Below are 18,243 nucleotides of genomic sequence, written 5' to 3'. Positions count from 1 at the left end.
TCATGTCTGCGGAACGATGTACCAGCGCTCGACGCCGGACGGGGGTAGGGGAGCGTCGGGCAGTTCGGTGGCCGGTGTTGCTCCATAGGTCACGCCATCTTCGTTCGACGTGGCGGCCTCGCGCACATATGCCAAGGCACTCTCCCGGCTGACAAAGCGGTGCGTTGTCATGCTGTAACCGCGAGCCTCAAACTGGCTATCGTCAAACTTCGCGAATGAGCGGTCGTCGTCTGCTGTGTCTGGGGTCATGTCGAAAAGCCTGCCGTACTTAATCGGGCGATTGGAATCGCTGGGAGTCAGCGTGATCGCGCGTACAGCCAGCGGCTCGTAATCGTCCGGCAGGCGGATGGAGAGCACGTGATCGAAGATCAGCCGGCCGGTAGCATCCGTGGCGCTCGCCGGCACGAATAGCCGTTCTTCGTCTCGACGCTTTGCCTGCCAGTGGAGGAACCATTCCGCCAGTCGCGGATCGGACAGCACCTGCCCCTGCATTCGGGACAGCATCGCGTCATCGATATAGCCACCGGCCGGGACATGCGCCAACGCGGCGCGCGACAACTGCCAATCGGCTGTCACAACATCGCGGTCGAACCTCTCCGCCGCGCTGGCCTTGTTCGCATAGACCTTGATGAATGCCTTGCGCAGTTGGGCGCGGGCCTCGTCGCTCGGCGCGAGCCGCCAGAGCGCGGCGTGAGCGTTCGTCATGGAGACGCACAGCACGTCGAGGCGACGGTCATAGCGATCCTTCAAAAGAGCGAAGGGGACGACGAATGCCGGGTTCTGAACGTAACGGCCCCCAGCGATCATCTCCTGCCGCGCGGCCGTCCAGCGCTCGTACTGTACCGCAAACTCGGCCTCGCTCATGATAGCGCCGAACGGGCGCAGCAGCTCGGCGCAGTCGTCAAACGAGCCGAGCACGTCCTGTTTGTGCGCGAAGGACTGGAAATCGGTGTGCGCGCCGGCCCATGCAGCAGCACCGTCCCATTCATGCACGAGCGTTTCCGACGCCGCCTTGTCCGGCAGGACGGCCCAGCGGCGGCTTTTCTCGATGATCTTCGTCTTGCCGCGCTCCACCGATATGCGGTGGACCCAAGCATGCGGCTCAAACCTGTCGTCGCGTTCGCTTTCGAGCGGCGCGCAATAGATGATCAGCTTTGCTCCACCTGAAAGGACGAGCCGCAGCGGATCATAGCCAAGGTTGCGGGCGAACTCTTCGATCTCCCCGATCTGACGCTTGCCGTTGCCGGCCAGCATGTACATCTGGTCGAGCAGCGACTTCCATTCGGACGGAGCGCGGCCGTCCGCGAAGACCGGAAGCGGCCGTCCGCGATGGGCGGCCCGCCATGCTATTACAGCCTGCTGGACGATCCCGGCCGCCTCTGCGTCGGTCGCGATGCCGCCATCGCCAAGCGCTTGCGTCAGGCGGTTGCGGGTATCGGCCTCGGCCGCGATCTCGGCCTCGACATAGCGAAGCGCCCGCTTGAAGAAGCGGATGTAGCTGACGTGATCGCGGCGCGACTCCCGATTATGGATGTACCAATGGATTTCGTCTGGGGTGACGGCATCGAGCACGAGATAGGGTCGCTCGACACTATCGGTGTAGGAAGGCTTTCCCTCCGTCGCGAGCGTCACCTTGCAGTTGAATGTCCGGTCACTATGGGAGCTGTAGGAGTAGCCGGAAACCTCGACATCGACACGGATGTCTTTGCCCTGCCGGTAGGCTATCGCCATGCCGGCAGTTTCCTTCGGCCTGTAGCGATGCTCGATATGGCCGCCGTGTTCGCGGAAGACTGCGGACGGGGCGGTTTTCGTCGTCATGACCGCATGCCAGTTGCACATGACGCGCGAGCCGGAACGCAGATAGGCGTTCTTTTCGGCGAGCCATTCGCGAAGCGGCAGGCGGTTTTCTGCTGGCAGCAGGCCCGCGCCGTCCTCGTCGTGCAGGAAGCGGCAATAGCGCTCCTGAAAGGCGAGCGTCACGAAGTCGAACGACGCCGGGCCTTCGTAGAAGTCGCCGAACAGCTTGAGTCTGTGATCGAGGCCACAGGCCAAGATCAGGAAGCGCTTGTAGTGGAGCACCATCACTTCATGGCGCGCCAGCTTGTCCGTGTAGGCCACGTCATCAAGCTTGATCTCGCTGCCGTCGAAGCCCCGGAAGCGCGCCTTGTGCTCGTCATGTGACGGAAACAGGCGAGCGGACCCCAGATGGCTTTCGACCGGCGAATAGACGCGATGGATGTTCTCGCCGTCGCGGATCAGCAGAAACACCATCCGGTTCTGCTCGTTCTTGGCGTAGTTGGTCCACGGGTCGCCGTAGTCGATGTCCCGCCGCGTGGTCGCCATAGCGACGACGCAGCGCTGTGCCGGGAATATCTGTTCCACAAGCGCAGGGTGCTCGCGCAGCGCCTTGTCGAACAATTCGGTTTTCGTGAAGTCGAACCAGTCATCAAGATCGAGATAGACGGCAAGTTCCTCGTCCATGAAAAGCTTGCGCTGGACGAAAGTCAGCAGCTCGGCCTTCGGGGCCGAGCGGCCCTCACGGATCGTCTCGACGCTGACGCCCTTGCCGACATAAAGGTCAAGCGTCTCGATGCCGCGCAGGAGCCGAGCGACATAGGTGCGCACGTCCTCCGTCGCGGCAAGTGCCGCCGCCGCCTGTTCCTCGAAATAAGGCGTCAGTGCCTTGACGGTATCGCCGATGCTCTGCGTTTTGGACTTGATCCAGTCGGCCTTGATCGTCGCGATCTGCGCCTGACGGTGCGCCGCCGCCCTGTAGGCGTCGATGGATTGCGGCGTTACCGAATGCGCGAGTGCGTTTTGCAGCGAACCTTGGGCCATGTCGGCAAGCTGGGCCGGCGAGACGGCCACCGGCACCGGCAGGCCCGGCTTCTGCTTCTTTGCGGCCTCTTCATCGGCAGCGCGCAAGCCTTCTTCAACGATGGGAGCCAGAATGGCCGGATTGGCCTGCGCCTCCAGCAGCTCGGCTTGCAGGTCGTTGATCTTGCCCTGCACCTTGGCTATTTCGCCGGCGCGGATGCGCTCGTAATCCGGTTCGTACTCGAAGCCGGTCAGGAAATCGTCAAGCAGGAAACGATGCTCGTCGTAGCGGAACCACGACTTGACGGTCTGGCCGTCCGCTCCGGTTTTCGTGATATAGGTGGAATGACCGATATTGTCGGGGTGTGGGCGCAGGATGATGGTGTGAGGCGCATCGTCCACCCAGCGGATCGATGCGATCAGAAGAACGGTATCCTTGTTGATGCCCTGCTCGGCGATGTCGCCGAGTGAGCGCCAATACTGTCCGGCCTGCAAGGGCTGGATACGCTCCATGCGTTCAACGGTGGCGTCTTGCCGGCTGTCGGTCATTATCGTCGTCTCTCAGATTGCCGGCCGGTCCCCTAGCGCCCGGCCTTGTCCTCGACCGAGAACACAACCTTCTCGTCCTCGATCTTGTAGGAAATTTCCTTGCTCAAAAGTTTGTGCGCGATGTCGCCCGGTATGCCCCACGTGTCCGCAACGATCTTGCGAAGCGTGGTTTGGTCCTTTTTGAACGCATAGCCATTGATTGCCCAAGCGATCAGGCCCGGTGCATGTGCAAAATCGCTCGATCCAAGTCTGTAGGTTGCCATGGAGAACTCCTTTCCCTGCTATCCTTGACACAATGCGTACTATCTGCCACGATGTCAAGCATAAAAGTAATGGCACATTTTGAAAGGTACTAATCGGGGATGCAATACGGCTATATCCGCCTATCGAAGTCCGGCCCCGGCCAAGGCGCGCAGCGCGCCGCGCTGGCGGCGGCCGGTATTGACGAAGACGGAACCGTCTTCGTGGAAAAGGCCCCGAAGGGACGGCGCAAGCCGAACGAGGATGCGCTGCCGCAGCGCACGGCCGCGATAAACGGCCTCGCGCCCGGCGACGAGCTGGTGATTGCAAATGCTGCCTGCCTTGGGACATCGCTTGCCGATCTGCTCACGGCGCTGGTCGCCATCGGAGAGCGGCAAGCGATGGTGCGGGATGCTGCTTCCGGGCAACTGGTGCGGTGGCATCCAGATGTCATGGAGACAGTGGCATTTCTCGAAAGAGCCGAAATCGGCCGGAATCGCAACCTCACAGCTCTCATGCGGACTGCCAAGGAGGAAAGCGGCGTGCATGGCGGCAAGCCGCCAAAATTTACGGCCGAGCAGTTGAGCGAGGCAAGGGCACTCTGGGAGGACGAACGGTTGACGGGTCAGCAGGTGGCCAGTCGCACTGGCATCAGCTATCGCACGCTCTACCGCGAGCTAGGCCCTCGCGGCACGCCGCGCTTCGGTCATAGAAGCGACGGCTAGTGCAGGTCCATGTGCCGCGTTGCGGGTCAGAAAGTTCGGGATGGCAACCGGGCGTCATCCGCGAGCGAGAAAAAACGGGTGTATTCCCCCTGAAATCCAAGCTGTACGGTGCCGGTAGGCCCGTGGCGCTGCTTGGCTATGACGACTTCTGCCCTGCCGCGCGCCGCCTCCATCGCTTGCTCCCACACCATGAAGGCGTCGGAACCGGGCTGCGGCTCTTTGTTCTTGAGATAGTATTCGTCCCGGTAGACGAATAGCACGACATCGGCATCCTGCTCGATGGAACCGGATTCGCGCAGATCAGAGAGTTGGGGGCGCTTGTCCTCGCGATTCTCTACCTGACGGGAAAGCTGGGAAAGGGCAATGATTGGCACCCCCAGCTCTTTGGCGAGCGCCTTCAAGCCGGTCGTGATCTCGGTGACTTCCTGCACGCGATTATGCTGCCGCTGTGTCGTTCCCTGCATCAACTGGATGTAGTCGATGACGATGACATCAAGGCCGCGCTGGCGTTTAAGACGCCGGGCGCGCGCGGCCAGTTGTGCGATTGTCAGACCACCAGTCTGGTCGATGTAAAGCGGGAGGCGCTGCATCGTCGCAGCACAGCCGGCAAGCCTCTCGAAATCGGTTTCCGTGATCTCACCGCGCCTGATCCTCGAAGAGGCGATCTCCGTCTGCTCGGAGATGATCCGGGTGGCGAGCTGTTCGGAGGACATTTCGAGAGAGAAGAAACCGACAACGCCGCCGTTCTTCGCCTTGAACGCGCCGCTTGCGTCAGTTTCCGCCTCATAGGCGTTGGCGATGTTGAAGGCCATATTGGTTGCAAGAGCGGTCTTTCCCATCCCCGGCCGGCCGGCAATGACGATCAGGTCGGACGATTGTAAGCCGCCCATCATTCGGTCGAGATCGCGCAGGCCGGTGGCTATGCCGGACAGGCCGCCATCTCGCATATAGGCCGCGTTCGCCATGTCGATGGCGGCCTTCGCGGCTTCGCTGAAATTCTCGAAACCGCTGCTTTTCAGACCAGTCTCAGCGAGGGCGAACAATCGCCTCTCGGCATCCTCGATCTGTTCCGAAGGGGAGACATCAACAGGAGAATCATACGCGACATTGACCATATCCTCGCCGACCGAGATCAGCGCCCGGCGCGTCGAGAGGTCATAGATCGCACGGCCGTAGTCGGCCGCATTGATCACCGTGACGGCCTCGGCCGCAAGTCTGGCGAGATACTGTGCCACGGTTATGTCGCCGATCTTCTCATCGGCCGGGAGGAACGTCTTGATCGTGACAGGGTTGGCCGTCTTGCCCATGCGGATCAATCCGGTGGCAACCTCGAAAATCGTGCGGTGAAGGGGTTCGTGGAAATGGTTTGCAGTAAGGAAGTCGGACACGCGGTAGAAGGCGTCATTGTTGACGAGGATCGCGCCCAGAAGGGCTTGCTCAGCCTCGATGTTGTTCGGGGCTTCGCGGTACGGAGCGGCGGTGTCTCGCGCCAGCATGTCCGTACCCATCTCACCTAGACCGAGCAGCCTGCGCGGCTACACGCCGTCAGCCGGTCGATCACAGCCTGCGCTTCCGCTTCGCGGACGAGCTGCTGCGCGTCCTCGATCCTGTCGAACGGATCGCCATAGAGCTTGTTCGTCTTGGTGTTGACGATCTGCCATTTTCCTTTTTGAGGGACGATAGAATAGGTCATGGCATCCTCGCTATGCCTGCTGTTCTTGGATGGCCACCGCCTCGTTCATGAGGCTTTCGTGAAGCTCTTTCAGGGACGCGACACGCCCTTTGTGAATAGCGGCATCACGGGAAAAACCGTCAGGATTGCCGGCATAGTCGCGCATGTTGGGAGCCATTGCCGTGAGCGCGGTTATGGCGGCGTCTAGAGCTACGCATGCACTGATCCGCTGCTGGATCAGCTCTTCGGCGCTCGTGCCGTGGAGGCTGGCCGTAGGGGTCATAAGCATGGTGTTCTCCGATCACTCTGTCGGAATAAATAGCGCTATCAATTGCGCCATGTCAATAGTTAGCGCTAAAAATAAGATCAGCTCTCGGATTGCTGGGGACCAAAGAGGCAATGAACGTTCTTGTCACCATAGGGTGCGTTCAACTCTTCGCATCGGGAGTCAGCATCCGCTTCGGCCTTCTCGAAGCTGCCCGGCTCATAGCAGTTGCCGACATAGCCGCTGTTGATCTCGATCTCGCCGCGAGGGCCACGGCGCACGACGCGGAAGCCCGTGTGAACGCCGCTGATGTACCAGTGCTCGACCTTCCACATGCTGATTACTCCTTATCGGAAGGGCACAGGTTCGTCAGGCATTTGCGCGCTGCCGGGCGAGCGCTTGCCGGCGCTGAACCACACGGAAGGAGCTGTGCCACCGTTCCTTGCGGACCATCTCCGCCGTGATCTCTTCAATCTGCTCGTCTGTGAAGAACGATAGGCCACCGGCCTTGCTGATGACATTGGCAAGAGCCGCGTCGAACGATCCACGGTAGTCAAAGTCGCGGATGAACTTTTCCTGTCGGGTACGAGTACTCATAAGACCGTCTCCGGGTTAGTAGATGATGTAACCGATCAGGGCATTTATGTCCTGCTTGGCTTCTTCGGCCCTCAATCCAGCGGCCATGCACGCGGCCGAATACATATGGCTCCAATATTCCGGGTCACTTTCGTTGACGCCGCCGTCAGTCACGTTCTCGATGTCAACATTCGTGTCGGTCAGATAGAGGCCGGTCGTCTTCTCGATCCGCGCAAGAGCGGCGATCAGCTCGTCGTAATCCCGCTTCATCATCATTTGGCACGCCTCGAAAATCGCTAAGAACCTATCCAATAAATAGCGCTATTAATTGTGCGCGTCAATAGTTAGCGCTAAAAATTATTGAGACCGCGTAGAATGAATTTTACTTTTTTTGGGGGGGGGAGTTTGGTCAGATCAAAAACAGGCCGGGTAGCCCGACGAATAATGCAGGGCCTCGAAACGTCCTCCAGATGACAGGACGAAGGTTCGATCTGTCGACTAGCCAGCGTCGATCAGAAAGAGGAACTATGAAGCTCACCCACTACGCACTTGGCGTCATGATCCTGCTCGTCGCAGTCGCGACGGGATATTTTACGTTGAAGGCCCCGCAAGAGACGCGAGGACAGATAGCAATAGCGCCGGAACATCCGGGCGCTCCGCCACCACCGCCGCCGCGATAAAAGGACGAGGAAGCTTCAATCCTCGATCCGCTCGGCACGAAAGGCGATGGTTTCGACGCCGGTTCGCTCGATCCGAGCCGCCGCCTTCTGGATAGCTTGCTGTTCGTCGGCGGCGGAAACCGTGACACTGCGTACGTCGCGGACTTGCGCAACTACTTTGAACTTCGGTTTGGGCATGGGTCGTCTCATTGTTGCAGGGGTGGAAGGCGATATGTCACCAGCCACGAGGGGCCATGGGAATTGCGCAGGGAGCGCAGGATGCCGGCGTCGTCATATGGAGCGTGCCCCATCCATGCGCCTTGCAGGACACTCTTCCAGCGGCGGCCGTGTTTGGTCGCATAAGCGCGCAAGGCGCGAATCTCGTCGTCAGTCAGGGCACGCAACTTTTCCATCGGAGTTTCCTCTCGCAACCTCAGTGTACGTCCGGCGCTAAGCCAGCGAGCTTGTAGCCACGCTGGACGTGACCGGGGTGAACGTACTCCCACAGTTTGGACCACAGCCCAGCGGTGGTCTCAAATTGGACGCGGTACATCTCGCGCCGCTCGCCCGTGCGCTCGCGGTGCTCGCGATCCCACGTCACAAACAGGATGCGAGCCTTTCGGGCGACATACTCACCATAGCCGCCACGCTCGACGTACACGACTTCGCCGGCCTTATACGGCACGCCGGCAAGGAAGGCTTTCAGCTCCTTTGCGTCTTGGTAGTCGCTCGACGCATCCCACGTGTAGCGGTGTGGCGCGATCTTCGCGTCCTCGACGCGATCCGGCTTCCAGTCTTTAACGATGCGGCTCATTTTCGCTTCTTCCCCTTGACCATGCGAGCCAAGTCCTTGCGGAAGTAGATCGTGCGCTTCGCCGCCGTGTAGGCCGACAAGGCGTGCTGTCCGTAAGGCGCGCTGCCGAAAGACAACTCCGTCCGGCCGCTCGGATAGGTGGAAAGCGCGCCGCCCCCGCTCGTGGCGATCTCGTTCTGATGCGCGCGGTATTGGCGGTAGTAGTGCAGGATCGCGGTGTTCATCACTCTACTCCGGGGGTTGTTTTCTGTTTGTTGCTGCGGCTCTCGGCCGTGTCGGCCGCCGCAGGTGATCCATGGTAGCCGCGCATCCCCATCGCGCGCTCCCATGCCCGTTGCGCAAGGGGCGTTTCGACTTTTCGCAATCCGGCTATTGGCAGCTTGTGGACATCATGCGGGCCGCGATAGGCGAAATATCCCCAAAAACCGGTGTCGCTGTAGCGAACGAAGGTCGATTCTTCGCCTTCTTCATCGATGATGCGATCTCCCGGTTCAAAGGGTCGTGGTGCGGTGCCCATGGTCGCCTCCGGTTCAATTCTGATGCGAGGCGACGAACGCCGCCACGGCATCGTCGCGCGTAGCGAAACCATCGAGGGTTTCGCGATCATCGTTGAAGACGATGAACCATTCGCCCGATGCAAAGGTGCGGTCGATAATGCCGCCACCGTCATTCGGATTGCAGATCAACCCATTGCCGCTCTCGGACCAGCCGGGGCAAAGGGTGTTAAGGGTTTCGAGGGCGGTCAGCATCATTACCTCACTTGGAATCGCTGCGGCGTTCCGCACGCCGCTGCTGCTCTTGCGCCACCCATTCAAGGGCGCGCTGGAAATGCTCTGGGTTCATGCCGTCAAAGTCGCCGCCATCGAACCCGTCACCGGCCAGCGCCGCATTAAGGGCGCTCTCGATGGCTTCCAGAAGGGGCTTGGTCAGGCGGGGCATGGTCAGTCCTGACGGCCACGATAGCGAGGGCGATCCTTGACCATCGCGACGTATGCCGACGCGCTTTCGCCACGCTCGAAGCGCTCGAACGCTTCGTCAATCGAATACCCTTCGCCCTTGCCGTCAACATCAGCGCCGTCGAGGCTATGGCCGAGCAGTCGTTCGGCATCTCCGCACCAGCGCAGCCATGCGCGCTCGCTCTTGTCGGAACCACCCAGCTCGTAGGCGATATTCTCCGGGGAGAAAGGATGATCGGAAAGATCGTTCATGACAGTGCTCCGCGAACGGGATAGGTGGCTGTTATTGGATAAATAGCGCTATTAATTGTGCGCGTCAATAGTTAGCGCTAAAAATTATGACGCCAACCGAAAATAGCCGTAGACGCAACGCCGCTGGATGGAACAAACGCCGTTTTCGTTCCGCCATTGACCGGGTTTCAGCGGTTGCCCGCGATCTGGCTCGATAGCGTGAATTTCCCGGCGAGGATCATGCGTGTCGTGGATAACGCCATCGATCATCGCCGTATAGTGGCCGCTCACCACGACCACGAGACGGCCGGGCGGCAGCTCGTCCGCAGTCAAATGGACGGTGCAGCCTGATCCGATCTTCATCGTCGGCACCCATTCCAAGCCGAGCGAGGCAGCGTAATCCCGGAACCATTTGCGCTTGGTGTTGATGCCGTTCCGAGCGCTGGCGGCTCTTTTTCCGCTGCGGGCGGTAGCGCGCTGCGCGCCAGTACCTTTCGCCAATGCAGCATAGATTTCCGCATATGGACGGCCTGTGACGATGGCGAGGGAACGAGCTACGCAATCGCCTGCTTTGCCCTTGAACCCCGCTTCGGCTCTGCCGCCGTCATCGATCACAAAACCGTCCATCTGAGGGCTTCCTGTATCAGCTCGCTGTGAGCAGCGCGCGCTCACCTGCGGCGGTGAGGACCACGCCAACTTCGGTTGCCATGACGCCACCCGTCATCGTCGTACCGTCCTCGCCGATCAGCTTCATTCGGTCGAGACGCCATAGGGCGACGGCCGAAACGCCGCTTGTTCGTTTGAACGTGTTCCCGTCTGCACGATAGATGCGCTTGACGATGCCGCGTTTCACGGCGTCGAGCGCTTTGTAGTCGGCTTTGGTGAGTTTCACGGGACAGTTTCCTTTTGGGATAGACGTACGCAATTTTTAGCGCTATAAATCCGCAACGTCAATAGTTAGCGCTAGGATTTATTGCCCGCAGCAGCGGGGGATCGGAGCTGAAGAATGAGCTTCAAGGATTTGAGCCAGGTCGAGAACAGGCACAGCTTCAATCTCTACCTCCCGCCAGATGCGTCGAAAGAGCGGCGGATCGTGCATCGGAAGTATGTCGCTGCCATCGAGGCGTTGGCGGCCGAGCGCGGCGATCCTACGGCGGCGCTGGCCGATGTCGAGCGAGCAAGGAAGAATTACGGTGCGATCCTCCTTCGCGAGGACCGGCAGGCTCGGCCGCACATCTACGCCAGATAGGAGCAGGGAATGGCAAAGGTCTACGATTTTCAGGCAGAACGCGCGCATCGCCAGCAGGATATGGGTCTGCTGCTCGCAACCTATGACACCCTAGACTGCCCATATTGCATGCGTCTGGCGCATGCCGTTGATCGGCCTACGCGCCCCTTCGCGGTGACGGTCGATCATGTCGTTTCATATCGCTGCGATGCCGGCCATAGCTGGCGCATCGACGCGGAAGGAAGCCTCATGCGGGGCCTTCGCGGCAATCGGTACTGGTGATCCAAAGGAGCGGAGGCCCCATGCCGATCTCAAAGGAGAAGATGCTGCTGTATCCGGGCGGAAGCACCGCCTCCCCGGAGTGGAAAGCGTTCCGCGTGACTATTCTGGACAGGGCCGGGAACCGTTGTGAGGGCACCCCGCAATTCCCGACCTGTCAGGCGGTCAACGGTCGGTCGCACCCCGAAACCGGCAGCAAAGTTGTGCTCACGGTAGCCCACATGGACCATGATGAAACGCACATGGACCCGAAGCGCTGCCGCGCGCTGTGTCAGCGCTGCCACCTGAATTGGGATGCGAAGCATCACGCGATGAACGCCAGCCTGACGCGCCGCAGGAAGTCACCGCAGATAGACATCGAAGATTATATAGCGGCGCTGCCGGCCGTTGGCCAACTAGAGGAAAGGGGCTGATGCGACTGCATGCTGCGCTGGATCACATCGCGAATAGTCATTACCGGGCGATGGAGACATGGGGTCCGGGTGAACCGGCGCAGCTCGCCCGCTACATCGTTGCTCATGCGGGTGAGACGGTCGAGTTTTCGTTCAGCTTCTTGGACACGGACAATACTGCTGACGCGCTCGAAACGTTCATAGCCTTCGCCAACGATCTCTGGGACGCGGGGATAGCTCCCATACCGCACAACTTCTTTTGGGTGTCATGGTCGCAAATGCTGCTCGGTCAGACCGTCCATATGGCGGCTTTCTGCGAGAAGGTTTTCAGCGAGTATGACAACGCCCTTACCTCGCTTTCTGTGCGAGTGATGTTCGAAAACATGCGGCGGGATGGCTTCGCTTTTGTCAACCAATCCGGGCTGATGGTGGTGCAGGATCATGACCATGTACTGATCAGCCACGCCGACAGCGAATCCGCTGGGCTTTTGGTAGAAAATGGTTTCGGCGTCGTGAAAGCGTTGATGGGCGCTCTGGCTACGCCGCAGGCTATTCGCAGCGAGCAGCCCGCCCCTGACAGGCTCAACAAGCAGCGCGCGAGCAAAGGCAAGACGCCGATTGGTCCCGTCATTGTCATCGATGTTCGGGCAAGCAAGCAGGCCGCCAGTATGCGGAAGGGTGAAGGCGGCTGGATCGTCCGACCGCATTGGCGGCGTGGCCACCTTCGCCATCTGGCGGACGGGCGAGTGATCCCGATTCCGCCATGCTGCGTGAACATGGAAGATGGCATACCGGTGAAGCCGGAATATGTCGTGAAGGTCTAAATGAAAGGGCAGAACACCATGAACGAATGGGCGCATTCCAACCCTTACCACTTCTCTCTTCTGCCCTCCCTGCTGTTGATGGCGTGGGCTTTCGCGATGAGCGGCGTGTTCACCGGCAGCATCAAATGCAGCATTGCCGCGTGTGTCGGCCTCGCCTGTCTGGCGACGGCCGCAGGCGCGTTCTACCTTGGCGTTTTTGATCCTGCGCCGGTTGCGCCAGTCATGATCGCCAACGTCACTTCGAACTAGGGGGAGAAAGACGATGCTGGCAGCAGACGATGACGACATGGTGCAGGGCTATCGAGACGGCTTCGCCGACGAGAGGGATGACTTTCCGGCCAGCCTCGCCAATCGTGGCGCATCCTACCGGCACGGTTGGATGAATGGACGGGATGATAGGTTGCAGCGGCCACGGGCGACTGTAGCGGTTTTGAAAGAGCAGGCACGGGAAGCCCACGAGGCGGACAGATGGCCAATCTAGGCGTGGAAAGAACGACTGCCGGCGATCCGACAGGACGTCGAGCACACTGGAGCCAGCTTTTGACCGGCGTAGCCGCCGAGATCGCGGCAGATGGCTGTCGAGATGCCACGCCAGAAGTCATCGATGCGATGGCGGCACTGTTCAAATTCGCCGCTGCCGATGTTCGGCGTCGAGAGGCCGCATTCAGCGGCCACGAGTAGAGGGGGACGGAATGAAACACCTTCTCGTTTCAGATCAGGAATTGGCGCTTTTGAAGCGGGCACTTGCGGCCGCCTCGACGAGTGAGGCGAACGCTCATATGCGAGTGCTCGAAAAGGCTCTTGAGGATCGCGCACAACAGGCCGGTGCGGTCGTCTCGGCGCTGACCGGCGCGTCTCATGCACTCAGGAGCTATCAGTGTGGCAATGCGTCGGTCGAACTGGCCGAGAGCATCGCAGACGCATGCGACAAAGCATTGAACGAGATAGGTCAGCCGACCGGCCTGACCTATAGCCGAACCCCTGACGGGTTTGCCATTAAGGCGGCTCCGCTGGCGTCGGCCACGAAAGTCGGTATTGGTGAGAACGTCACGGTAGTGGACTTCAAACCCTCAAAATAGAGGAAGTCGGAATGGCTGTCACAACCGGCATGACGCGATGCCTCGGAGATATGATCAAGGCCGAGCAAGAAGGGCGTTACGAGGATTCGGAGATCGTCTGTGATGGCCTGTGGTGTTGGCTGGGCGAGCGCCGTGTGCACCGTAAGACGGTCAAGGCGTTGCTGCGGCTGGTGGCCATCAGCGAGCAAAGCGATAGTGGTGGCGTGCAACGTTTCGTCATCAACGGCGTCGGCCGGTCGATTAAGGACGATCCAAAGATGGCAGATAGCGTTGCCGTCGCGATCATGCGCGGCGGCGGTTTTTCGATTGTCGGCGGCAAGATCGTTCCGCTACCGAGCCAAGATTAACTGCGCGCCACGTGGGCGCGGCCGGAATGTGCTTCGGTCGGGAAATCCCAAAATATCCGAACCTCGCGAGAGCCACATCGAGGGCACCGTAGCCTTTCCTTTAGACGCGCCAAGGGAAAGCCACGGCCACGTGTGCAAAGCAGGGTTTCCATGTCGAGAACCTTCGAATAGTTGCACTCACGGCCGCGCTGGTAGCCCTTGGTGTACGGTCCCCACGCACACCACATGCGGACTGTGACTGAGTGGGTATAGGCATCGCCAAGGGTTTCGATCTCCATCTAAACAGATAGGAACGAATAGCGAACATCGTCAAGTCGATTAGGCGCTAATATGTGCTTTCGGCAGCAGAGGCATCGACATGGTTTACACCTCTTCTTCCGTCAATTCGTGATCGGGCCGCTCATGAGGCAGGCCCTTTGCATCGAGCTGCTCGGCAATCTTGTGTGAGAGGTGCTTTTTGACGCGCCGCGTAGCCCCAGAATCTTTCTGATCGGGAAGCCAGTAACGCATGTACGACGAAGCGGTCTCTATGTCCTTTTCAGTGTGGCCAAGAATCTCGGAGAAGAAGGCGGCCTTGGTTTTGGATTTTGGCCGGAAGAATTGATCGGCGATCTCCGCATAAAGCGACCGAATATTGTTCGCTTTCAGCTTTTTGGCGTCAGCGACATGCCGGCTGTCGCCGATCTCGGCGGCCGGCCAAAGCTTTGCGAACATCTCTTCCCGGATAGCAGGCAAGATGCACTGCACGCCCGGCACTCGCAGAAGGTCGTTCTTGAACTCTTCACCGGTCATCTGCTCCCAGACTTGCCCGGCCTCGGAGGCACGCAAAACCTTCCACGCGAATAAAACGGTCTTAGCCGGTGCGAGCGTGGGGATCGTGAACACCTGATCGAACTGCGTGCCTTCTCGGCCGCGAGTTTTCGCTTGCCCGGAAAACAGGATGCGCCAGTTCTCATAGCCCCGAACCTTGGTGTGCGATGACGTATCCGCATCGCCAGTCGCCTTGATAGGAGCTGGAGCAAACTGCCCTTGGCAAAAGACCTCGTAGGGTCGCCGACCAGTAATAAAGCATAGAGCCATGCCGATCCGTACCGCGTCTGATCTACTGACGCCTTGTGCCGTTTCGGCGCTTTCGTCATCGAGCTGATGCCAAGAGGCATCGGTGCTCGGAAGGGCAGAGCGTGCGATTTCCAGCAGCTCTTGCCAATGCTCGACCGCGACGAGATCGTGATGCTGCTCGATCACAGCTTCACGGTAAGCCACGGTGCGGGTCAGCATGACATCCTCCGGTGCCGCCACCACCGCAAACGTCGCATCGTCGTCTATCCCACGATTGCGCAGCTCGTTCCGGTAATGGGACGTGGTGTTGAGGATCGTGCTCGCTGCCAGCGATGCACGCATGTCTTTGATCTCTTCGTTCCAGCGTTTTGCCAGCGCTCTTTTGTAGTTGGCATCGGCCAGCCCTTGCGTGCTGCCATGGCCTAGCGCGGCCGTGCGGCTCTCGGATAGCGCTGCGACATCATTAGCGAACTGCTCGATCCGCTCCCGGCGTGTGTTTGGCCGACCTCCGCCCGTCGAGCGCGGCGATGAAGTTCGAAGCGGGCTATCGTGCTTGTCGAGCACTTTGATTGCCGCCAATGCTGGGTGGTTGCCCAGCTCGGCGCGAACGGCCTTACGATAGTGCGATGTGTAGGTCGTTCGGGTGGCCAACGATTTGTCAGCCATGGCGCCCCATTCGGCCGCCCAGAGCTGATCAAAATCGTCTGTGTCATCTGAGCGAAGGGCAGCAACGAAAGCGTTGATCGCGTCGGTGATGACAGAGGGCCGTCCCCGGTCCCGCTTGGGCGCTTTTTCATGCGGTTCCATAGTGGTTTCCTCTTCTATTTTTGAAAGCAGGGTATAATAAAATTACACGCTTATCAATGTAATATTAACAAATTACGCGGGCTTTTGATCGGCCGAATTGAGAAAATTCTCAAGGATGGTATCTGCGAGGGCCTTTCCCTCGGCGGGGTCCATCTTGGAGCCATTCTGCCAATATTCGACATTTCGATAAGGGCGGTTTGGAATGATGTAGCGGACGCCCCACGGGGCACGAGTGTAAGTCTGGCCAATGTGCATAACCGCCACGAAAAGAGACGGTCGATCCGGGATCACAGTCGGATCGGTGAGCGGTATTGCACTGGTGCCGGGACCGCGAGCGTTCAACGTCCGGCCCTCAAGGCGTTTTGTGTAGGAAGGCATTGCCAGATAGGGGCAGACCCGCAGGGCGTAGGCGCAGCATTCGTAGTGCATCGGGGTGTCCATGTACCGGCCGTCAGGATGGAAGGCGCTCAGCGGGCCACCAACAGACCAGCGTCCACGATGGAGCTTGCCCGCGCAGATCGGGCAACGATCCTCTTTGATGAAGCGCTGGCGAGTTTCCTCGTCGTTGATCGTGAAGTGCGGCATTCCGGCATCGTCCAGAAGAACGTTGGCGGGGATCGGGAAACCGCGTCGGTCACGAGGCAGGTGCGCCATGCGCGCCGGGATCGGCGTGCATGACAGGGCCTCTTTCATGGATAGGGTCATTCGGACGGCCTCCATTCTGCGAGGCGCTTTTCGAGCACGGAAAGCCATCCTTTTGCTTGCCGGATGGTGCTTTCGAGGCCGGCTATATAGATGGCGAGCTGGCGCGCCCAACCGGTCTCGCCCACCCGCACCGTCTCGCCGCGCAAGGGTGTGATGCTTTCAAGCTTGTCGCTGTCGGCAAGCGCTGCCCTGTCCTTAGCGAGGCTGGTTTTGGTGGTCTCTATCATCCATAGGAGCCCTTCGTTGGAGATTTCGAGCGGCTTGAATCGGACGCCGGGGCAGCTTGCAGTCTGCCAGCCGTAGCCGGGCCGCTGATAGCCGTGGTGAGCCATCGTGCCATTGGTGACGGCGATTTGCCGGAAGCAGCAAGGGCAAGTTTTCACGATCTTGTTGGGATTTACTGGCTTTGCCGGGCCAGTGCTTGGAGCACGTCCCTTGACTACCTTGTCTTTGAGGGAGGCGACGGCCTCGGCCAGTGGCAAGGCTTCGGCCACGAACGCGCGCATCGCGTCTATGGCAGCGCCGTCGAGCTTGGTTTTCGCGAGCTTTTTGCTCACGGACAGCATGTCGTGAAGGTACATGACGGTGAAGCTGTTGTAGAACTGGTAGACTGCTTCGGGCTGTTGCTGATAGCGCCCAGCGAAGAAGAACGGGTCTTGGACGGCCTTTTCCCAGCCGTCATCGACGGCGCGGGAGATCGTGTCCTTGGCGTCTTTTAGGACGATATTGCGGATCGAGCCGAAGGCAACGCCGTCTGCAATCGCATAGACGGCTGCATCGAACTGATCGGGTCGGCGAGCGGCCGCGCGCAGGGAGGGAAAACGGTCGGGATGAATAGTAGCCATGGTGCTTTGCCCTATAGCGGGTAGGTGGAAACAAGCGTAGCGACCTCTTCGCCCGTCTGTGAGTGCCAGACCTCGCCGTTGCAGGAAGCATAGACTTCGATGAACGCTTCGGGGCCAAGTTCATCGATCCAGTCGGCTTCGTAATCGATGAAAGATTCGCTCATGTAGTGAGCGATGCCGCAGCGAACCGCCATAAGGGCGGCGGCGCGGCCGTCAGGGTCTTTACTGGCAACCCAGTGAAGGATGTTGCAGATCATGTCGCCAGCGGCCGTCTGCGGGCCGTCAGCGTTGAGCGAGACATCCAATCCAGCCGACGCAGCGAACGCCCTGATGGCGCTCGCGACGGTTGCTGCTCGTTGGTCATTGTTCATCATTTCCGTGATCCTTTCGGCGATTTGGATGTGTATTCAACCGAGAGCTTGATGAAGGGAGGTATCGAGAACTCGGCGGTGATTTTGAACGATCCTTTCGGGGCAAGTTTCTTGGCGATGCGCTGGAAGAAGCGCTTAACCGAGCGACCCGTCGCGCGGCAGAACTGAAACGTCTGGAACATTTGCGGACCTTCCGTTCAGAGCAGCGAGACCGCCCCGCTGTTGATAAAATTACAGTACACCGAGAGGGCGAAGGCCGTCAAGCATTAAAATAAAAATTAATGGCGAGAGGGGCAAAATATTTTTGATAAAAATGCGATTTTAGGCTTGACCTATGAGGAAATTACAGGCATATTGAGCACATGAAAGGAGATGAACACGAGATGAGAGCCACGGGATCGAGCCAAACCCCAAAAACGGTGTAAAATGGGCTGAATTTGGCAGGAAATCCGCACACAACCGGAGCGGGCGCGAAAATAATTGATAAAAATAGCAAAAACCGGTTGATTTAGTAAAAATTACATGATATAATTATAGACTGTGTGACAGAATTACAACAGCACGGCCTATTTTTATATATAACTACACCGGTGTAGTTATATATAAAAATAGGCCGTGCTGTTGTAATTCTGTCACACAGTCTATAATTATATCATGTAATTTTTACTAAATCAACCGGTTTTTGCTATTTTTATCAATTATTTTCGCGCCCGCTCCGGTTGTGTGCGGATTTCCTGCCAAATTCAGCCCATTTTACACCGTTTTTGGGGTTTGGCTCGATCCCGTGGCTCTCATCTCGTGTT

34 protein-coding genes are annotated in these 18,243 nt (G+C 59.1%); 11 read left to right on the top strand and 23 right to left on the bottom strand.

Annotation, left to right across the window (positions count from 1 at the left end):
* Entirely contained in the window at positions 1-3,366 is a 3,366-nt protein-coding gene (locus ABWW28_RS22695) for a hypothetical protein (protein WP_353392274.1), read from the bottom strand.
* 32 nt (positions 3,367-3,398) lie between these two features.
* Positions 3,399-3,629, bottom strand: coding sequence for a hypothetical protein (locus tag ABWW28_RS22690; RefSeq protein WP_353392273.1), 231 nt, complete (start codon positions 3,627-3,629; stop codon positions 3,399-3,401).
* A gap of 99 nt (positions 3,630-3,728) precedes the next feature.
* On the opposite strand from ABWW28_RS22690, the gene ABWW28_RS22685 reads away from it, so the two are divergent.
* Positions 3,729-4,331, top strand: a complete 603-nt coding sequence (locus ABWW28_RS22685; protein ID WP_353392272.1) for a recombinase family protein — start codon at positions 3,729-3,731, stop codon at positions 4,329-4,331.
* 26 nt (positions 4,332-4,357) lie between these two features.
* Here ABWW28_RS22685 and ABWW28_RS22680 read toward each other — a convergent pair whose 3' ends face one another.
* From ABWW28_RS22680 to ABWW28_RS22655, 6 genes are all read right to left on the bottom strand, one after another.
* Complete coding sequence (locus ABWW28_RS22680; protein WP_353392270.1) at positions 4,358-5,827, bottom strand: replicative DNA helicase; 1,470 nt, start codon at positions 5,825-5,827, stop codon at positions 4,358-4,360.
* A 17-nt stretch (positions 5,828-5,844) separates the two neighbouring features.
* A complete protein-coding gene (locus ABWW28_RS22675) occupies positions 5,845-6,024 on the bottom strand; it encodes a hypothetical protein (protein ID WP_353392268.1) in 180 nt (59 codons plus the stop codon).
* Between the two features lie 10 nt (positions 6,025-6,034).
* The gene (locus ABWW28_RS22670) at positions 6,035-6,292 is read right to left on the bottom strand and encodes a hypothetical protein (RefSeq protein ID WP_353392267.1); all 258 of its coding nucleotides are present in this window, start codon (positions 6,290-6,292) and stop codon (positions 6,035-6,037) included.
* A gap of 77 nt (positions 6,293-6,369) precedes the next feature.
* Positions 6,370-6,603 (bottom strand): hypothetical protein, encoded by a 234-nt coding sequence (locus ABWW28_RS22665; protein ID WP_353392265.1) that lies wholly within the window; start codon positions 6,601-6,603, stop codon positions 6,370-6,372.
* Positions 6,604-6,637: 34 nt separating this feature from the next.
* Positions 6,638-6,865 carry a hypothetical protein gene (locus ABWW28_RS22660; protein WP_353392263.1) on the bottom strand — a complete coding sequence of 76 codons (228 nt, stop codon included), beginning with the start codon at positions 6,863-6,865 and terminating at the stop codon, positions 6,638-6,640.
* A 15-nt stretch (positions 6,866-6,880) separates the two neighbouring features.
* The gene (locus ABWW28_RS22655; RefSeq protein ID WP_353392261.1) at positions 6,881-7,120 is read right to left on the bottom strand and encodes a hypothetical protein; all 240 of its coding nucleotides are present in this window, start codon (positions 7,118-7,120) and stop codon (positions 6,881-6,883) included.
* Between the two features lie 251 nt (positions 7,121-7,371).
* Between ABWW28_RS22655 and ABWW28_RS22650 the strand changes: the two genes are divergently transcribed.
* Entirely contained in the window at positions 7,372-7,524 is a 153-nt protein-coding gene (locus ABWW28_RS22650; RefSeq protein ID WP_353392259.1) for a hypothetical protein, read from the top strand.
* Positions 7,525-7,539: 15 nt separating this feature from the next.
* Here ABWW28_RS22650 and ABWW28_RS22645 read toward each other — a convergent pair whose 3' ends face one another.
* The 10 genes from ABWW28_RS22645 to ABWW28_RS22600 form a co-directional block, all read right to left on the bottom strand.
* Positions 7,540-7,701 carry a hypothetical protein gene (locus tag ABWW28_RS22645; RefSeq protein ID WP_353392257.1) on the bottom strand — a complete coding sequence of 54 codons (162 nt, stop codon included), beginning with the start codon at positions 7,699-7,701 and terminating at the stop codon, positions 7,540-7,542.
* Positions 7,702-7,709: 8 nt separating this feature from the next.
* Positions 7,710-7,916 carry a hypothetical protein gene (locus ABWW28_RS22640; RefSeq protein ID WP_353392256.1) on the bottom strand — a complete coding sequence of 69 codons (207 nt, stop codon included), beginning with the start codon at positions 7,914-7,916 and terminating at the stop codon, positions 7,710-7,712.
* 20 nt (positions 7,917-7,936) lie between these two features.
* Positions 7,937-8,317: a hypothetical protein gene (locus tag ABWW28_RS22635; protein ID WP_353392254.1), complete on the bottom strand. Its 381-nt coding sequence runs from the start codon at positions 8,315-8,317 to the stop codon at positions 7,937-7,939.
* Positions 8,314-8,541: a hypothetical protein gene (locus ABWW28_RS22630; protein WP_353392252.1), complete on the bottom strand. Its 228-nt coding sequence runs from the start codon at positions 8,539-8,541 to the stop codon at positions 8,314-8,316. The genes ABWW28_RS22635 and ABWW28_RS22630 overlap by 4 nt, the downstream gene beginning before the upstream one ends.
* On the bottom strand, positions 8,541-8,834 hold the full coding sequence (locus ABWW28_RS22625) for a hypothetical protein (protein WP_353392250.1): 294 nt from the start codon (positions 8,832-8,834) through the stop codon (positions 8,541-8,543). Before ABWW28_RS22625 ends, ABWW28_RS22630 begins: the two co-directional genes overlap by 1 nt.
* Before the next feature lie 13 nt (positions 8,835-8,847).
* A complete protein-coding gene (locus tag ABWW28_RS22620; protein ID WP_353392248.1) occupies positions 8,848-9,069 on the bottom strand; it encodes a hypothetical protein in 222 nt (73 codons plus the stop codon).
* A gap of 4 nt (positions 9,070-9,073) precedes the next feature.
* Positions 9,074-9,256, bottom strand: a complete 183-nt coding sequence (locus tag ABWW28_RS22615) for a hypothetical protein (RefSeq protein WP_353392246.1) — start codon at positions 9,254-9,256, stop codon at positions 9,074-9,076.
* A 2-nt stretch (positions 9,257-9,258) separates the two neighbouring features.
* Positions 9,259-9,525, bottom strand: a complete 267-nt coding sequence (locus tag ABWW28_RS22610; protein ID WP_353392244.1) for a hypothetical protein — start codon at positions 9,523-9,525, stop codon at positions 9,259-9,261.
* Positions 9,526-9,609: 84 nt separating this feature from the next.
* On the bottom strand, positions 9,610-10,131 hold the full coding sequence (locus ABWW28_RS22605) for a hypothetical protein (RefSeq protein ID WP_353392241.1): 522 nt from the start codon (positions 10,129-10,131) through the stop codon (positions 9,610-9,612).
* A gap of 16 nt (positions 10,132-10,147) precedes the next feature.
* Positions 10,148-10,396, bottom strand: a complete 249-nt coding sequence (locus tag ABWW28_RS22600; RefSeq protein WP_353392239.1) for a hypothetical protein — start codon at positions 10,394-10,396, stop codon at positions 10,148-10,150.
* A gap of 114 nt (positions 10,397-10,510) precedes the next feature.
* On the opposite strand from ABWW28_RS22600, the gene ABWW28_RS22595 reads away from it, so the two are divergent.
* From ABWW28_RS22595 to ABWW28_RS22555, 9 genes are read left to right on the top strand one after another with little or no spacing between them, the layout of a single operon-like run.
* Positions 10,511-10,753 (top strand): hypothetical protein, encoded by a 243-nt coding sequence (locus ABWW28_RS22595; protein ID WP_353392237.1) that lies wholly within the window; start codon positions 10,511-10,513, stop codon positions 10,751-10,753.
* Between the two features lie 9 nt (positions 10,754-10,762).
* Entirely contained in the window at positions 10,763-11,014 is a 252-nt protein-coding gene (locus ABWW28_RS22590) for a hypothetical protein (protein ID WP_353392235.1), read from the top strand.
* 20 nt (positions 11,015-11,034) lie between these two features.
* Complete coding sequence (locus tag ABWW28_RS22585) at positions 11,035-11,424, top strand: hypothetical protein (protein ID WP_353392233.1); 390 nt, start codon at positions 11,035-11,037, stop codon at positions 11,422-11,424.
* Positions 11,424-12,227, top strand: a complete 804-nt coding sequence (locus ABWW28_RS22580) for an AcrVA2 family anti-CRISPR protein (RefSeq protein WP_353392231.1) — start codon at positions 11,424-11,426, stop codon at positions 12,225-12,227. The genes ABWW28_RS22585 and ABWW28_RS22580 overlap by 1 nt, the downstream gene beginning before the upstream one ends.
* Positions 12,228-12,476 carry a hypothetical protein gene (locus tag ABWW28_RS22575; RefSeq protein ID WP_353392229.1) on the top strand — a complete coding sequence of 83 codons (249 nt, stop codon included), beginning with the start codon at positions 12,228-12,230 and terminating at the stop codon, positions 12,474-12,476.
* A 13-nt stretch (positions 12,477-12,489) separates the two neighbouring features.
* Entirely contained in the window at positions 12,490-12,708 is a 219-nt protein-coding gene (locus tag ABWW28_RS22570) for a hypothetical protein (protein ID WP_353392227.1), read from the top strand.
* Positions 12,696-12,908, top strand: coding sequence for a hypothetical protein (locus ABWW28_RS22565; RefSeq protein ID WP_353392225.1), 213 nt, complete (start codon positions 12,696-12,698; stop codon positions 12,906-12,908). The genes ABWW28_RS22570 and ABWW28_RS22565 overlap by 13 nt, the downstream gene beginning before the upstream one ends.
* Positions 12,909-12,919: 11 nt before the next feature.
* Positions 12,920-13,306, top strand: a complete 387-nt coding sequence (locus tag ABWW28_RS22560) for a hypothetical protein (RefSeq protein WP_353392223.1) — start codon at positions 12,920-12,922, stop codon at positions 13,304-13,306.
* Positions 13,307-13,317: 11 nt separating this feature from the next.
* Entirely contained in the window at positions 13,318-13,653 is a 336-nt protein-coding gene (locus tag ABWW28_RS22555) for a hypothetical protein (RefSeq protein WP_353392222.1), read from the top strand.
* A gap of 363 nt (positions 13,654-14,016) precedes the next feature.
* Here ABWW28_RS22555 and ABWW28_RS22550 read toward each other — a convergent pair whose 3' ends face one another.
* From ABWW28_RS22550 to ABWW28_RS22530, 5 genes are all read right to left on the bottom strand, one after another.
* Positions 14,017-15,519 (bottom strand): protelomerase family protein, encoded by a 1,503-nt coding sequence (locus ABWW28_RS22550; RefSeq protein ID WP_353392220.1) that lies wholly within the window; start codon positions 15,517-15,519, stop codon positions 14,017-14,019.
* Positions 15,520-15,591: 72 nt separating this feature from the next.
* Positions 15,592-16,224 carry a hypothetical protein gene (locus tag ABWW28_RS22545; RefSeq protein WP_353392218.1) on the bottom strand — a complete coding sequence of 211 codons (633 nt, stop codon included), beginning with the start codon at positions 16,222-16,224 and terminating at the stop codon, positions 15,592-15,594.
* Entirely contained in the window at positions 16,221-17,069 is an 849-nt protein-coding gene (locus ABWW28_RS22540; protein ID WP_353392216.1) for a hypothetical protein, read from the bottom strand. Before ABWW28_RS22540 ends, ABWW28_RS22545 begins: the two co-directional genes overlap by 4 nt.
* 11 nt (positions 17,070-17,080) lie before the next feature.
* A complete protein-coding gene (locus ABWW28_RS22535) occupies positions 17,081-17,443 on the bottom strand; it encodes a hypothetical protein (RefSeq protein WP_353392214.1) in 363 nt (120 codons plus the stop codon).
* On the bottom strand, positions 17,440-17,622 hold the full coding sequence (locus ABWW28_RS22530; RefSeq protein WP_353392212.1) for a hypothetical protein: 183 nt from the start codon (positions 17,620-17,622) through the stop codon (positions 17,440-17,442). Before ABWW28_RS22530 ends, ABWW28_RS22535 begins: the two co-directional genes overlap by 4 nt.
* Between the last annotated feature and the right edge of the window lie 621 nt (positions 17,623-18,243).

Source organism: Brucella sp. NBRC 14130 (assembly GCF_040371715.1).
In the GTDB taxonomy this organism is placed as follows: Bacteria; Pseudomonadota; Alphaproteobacteria; order Rhizobiales; family Rhizobiaceae; genus Brucella; species Brucella intermedia.
This window is presented reverse-complemented; position numbering and strand designations above follow the sequence as displayed.

Coding starts and splice junctions, on each gene's coding strand:
- ABWW28_RS22695 (WP_353392274.1), bottom strand. CDS start 3,366: ATGACCGACAGCCGGCAAGACGCCACCGTTGAACGCATGGAGCGTATC.
- ABWW28_RS22690 (WP_353392273.1), bottom strand. CDS start 3,629: ATGGCAACCTACAGACTTGGATCGAGCGATTTTGCACATGCACCGGGC.
- ABWW28_RS22685 (WP_353392272.1), top strand. CDS start 3,729: ATGCAATACGGCTATATCCGCCTATCGAAGTCCGGCCCCGGCCAAGGC.
- ABWW28_RS22680 (WP_353392270.1), bottom strand. CDS start 5,827: ATGCTGGCGCGAGACACCGCCGCTCCGTACCGCGAAGCCCCGAACAAC.
- ABWW28_RS22675 (WP_353392268.1), bottom strand. CDS start 6,024: ATGACCTATTCTATCGTCCCTCAAAAAGGAAAATGGCAGATCGTCAAC.
- ABWW28_RS22670 (WP_353392267.1), bottom strand. CDS start 6,292: ATGCTTATGACCCCTACGGCCAGCCTCCACGGCACGAGCGCCGAAGAG.
- ABWW28_RS22665 (WP_353392265.1), bottom strand. CDS start 6,603: ATGTGGAAGGTCGAGCACTGGTACATCAGCGGCGTTCACACGGGCTTC.
- ABWW28_RS22660 (WP_353392263.1), bottom strand. CDS start 6,865: ATGAGTACTCGTACCCGACAGGAAAAGTTCATCCGCGACTTTGACTAC.
- ABWW28_RS22655 (WP_353392261.1), bottom strand. CDS start 7,120: ATGATGATGAAGCGGGATTACGACGAGCTGATCGCCGCTCTTGCGCGG.
- ABWW28_RS22650 (WP_353392259.1), top strand. CDS start 7,372: ATGAAGCTCACCCACTACGCACTTGGCGTCATGATCCTGCTCGTCGCA.
- ABWW28_RS22645 (WP_353392257.1), bottom strand. CDS start 7,701: ATGCCCAAACCGAAGTTCAAAGTAGTTGCGCAAGTCCGCGACGTACGC.
- ABWW28_RS22640 (WP_353392256.1), bottom strand. CDS start 7,916: ATGGAAAAGTTGCGTGCCCTGACTGACGACGAGATTCGCGCCTTGCGC.
- ABWW28_RS22635 (WP_353392254.1), bottom strand. CDS start 8,317: ATGAGCCGCATCGTTAAAGACTGGAAGCCGGATCGCGTCGAGGACGCG.
- ABWW28_RS22630 (WP_353392252.1), bottom strand. CDS start 8,541: ATGAACACCGCGATCCTGCACTACTACCGCCAATACCGCGCGCATCAG.
- ABWW28_RS22625 (WP_353392250.1), bottom strand. CDS start 8,834: ATGGGCACCGCACCACGACCCTTTGAACCGGGAGATCGCATCATCGAT.
- ABWW28_RS22620 (WP_353392248.1), bottom strand. CDS start 9,069: ATGATGCTGACCGCCCTCGAAACCCTTAACACCCTTTGCCCCGGCTGG.
- ABWW28_RS22615 (WP_353392246.1), bottom strand. CDS start 9,256: ATGCCCCGCCTGACCAAGCCCCTTCTGGAAGCCATCGAGAGCGCCCTT.
- ABWW28_RS22610 (WP_353392244.1), bottom strand. CDS start 9,525: ATGAACGATCTTTCCGATCATCCTTTCTCCCCGGAGAATATCGCCTAC.
- ABWW28_RS22605 (WP_353392241.1), bottom strand. CDS start 10,131: ATGGACGGTTTTGTGATCGATGACGGCGGCAGAGCCGAAGCGGGGTTC.
- ABWW28_RS22595 (WP_353392237.1), top strand. CDS start 10,511: ATGAGCTTCAAGGATTTGAGCCAGGTCGAGAACAGGCACAGCTTCAAT.
- ABWW28_RS22590 (WP_353392235.1), top strand. CDS start 10,763: ATGGCAAAGGTCTACGATTTTCAGGCAGAACGCGCGCATCGCCAGCAG.
- ABWW28_RS22585 (WP_353392233.1), top strand. CDS start 11,035: ATGCCGATCTCAAAGGAGAAGATGCTGCTGTATCCGGGCGGAAGCACC.
- ABWW28_RS22580 (WP_353392231.1), top strand. CDS start 11,424: ATGCGACTGCATGCTGCGCTGGATCACATCGCGAATAGTCATTACCGG.
- ABWW28_RS22575 (WP_353392229.1), top strand. CDS start 12,228: ATGAAAGGGCAGAACACCATGAACGAATGGGCGCATTCCAACCCTTAC.
- ABWW28_RS22570 (WP_353392227.1), top strand. CDS start 12,490: ATGCTGGCAGCAGACGATGACGACATGGTGCAGGGCTATCGAGACGGC.
- ABWW28_RS22565 (WP_353392225.1), top strand. CDS start 12,696: ATGGCCAATCTAGGCGTGGAAAGAACGACTGCCGGCGATCCGACAGGA.
- ABWW28_RS22560 (WP_353392223.1), top strand. CDS start 12,920: ATGAAACACCTTCTCGTTTCAGATCAGGAATTGGCGCTTTTGAAGCGG.
- ABWW28_RS22555 (WP_353392222.1), top strand. CDS start 13,318: ATGGCTGTCACAACCGGCATGACGCGATGCCTCGGAGATATGATCAAG.
- ABWW28_RS22550 (WP_353392220.1), bottom strand. CDS start 15,519: ATGGAACCGCATGAAAAAGCGCCCAAGCGGGACCGGGGACGGCCCTCT.
- ABWW28_RS22545 (WP_353392218.1), bottom strand. CDS start 16,224: ATGACCCTATCCATGAAAGAGGCCCTGTCATGCACGCCGATCCCGGCG.
- ABWW28_RS22540 (WP_353392216.1), bottom strand. CDS start 17,069: ATGGCTACTATTCATCCCGACCGTTTTCCCTCCCTGCGCGCGGCCGCT.
- ABWW28_RS22535 (WP_353392214.1), bottom strand. CDS start 17,443: ATGATGAACAATGACCAACGAGCAGCAACCGTCGCGAGCGCCATCAGG.
- ABWW28_RS22530 (WP_353392212.1), bottom strand. CDS start 17,622: ATGTTCCAGACGTTTCAGTTCTGCCGCGCGACGGGTCGCTCGGTTAAG.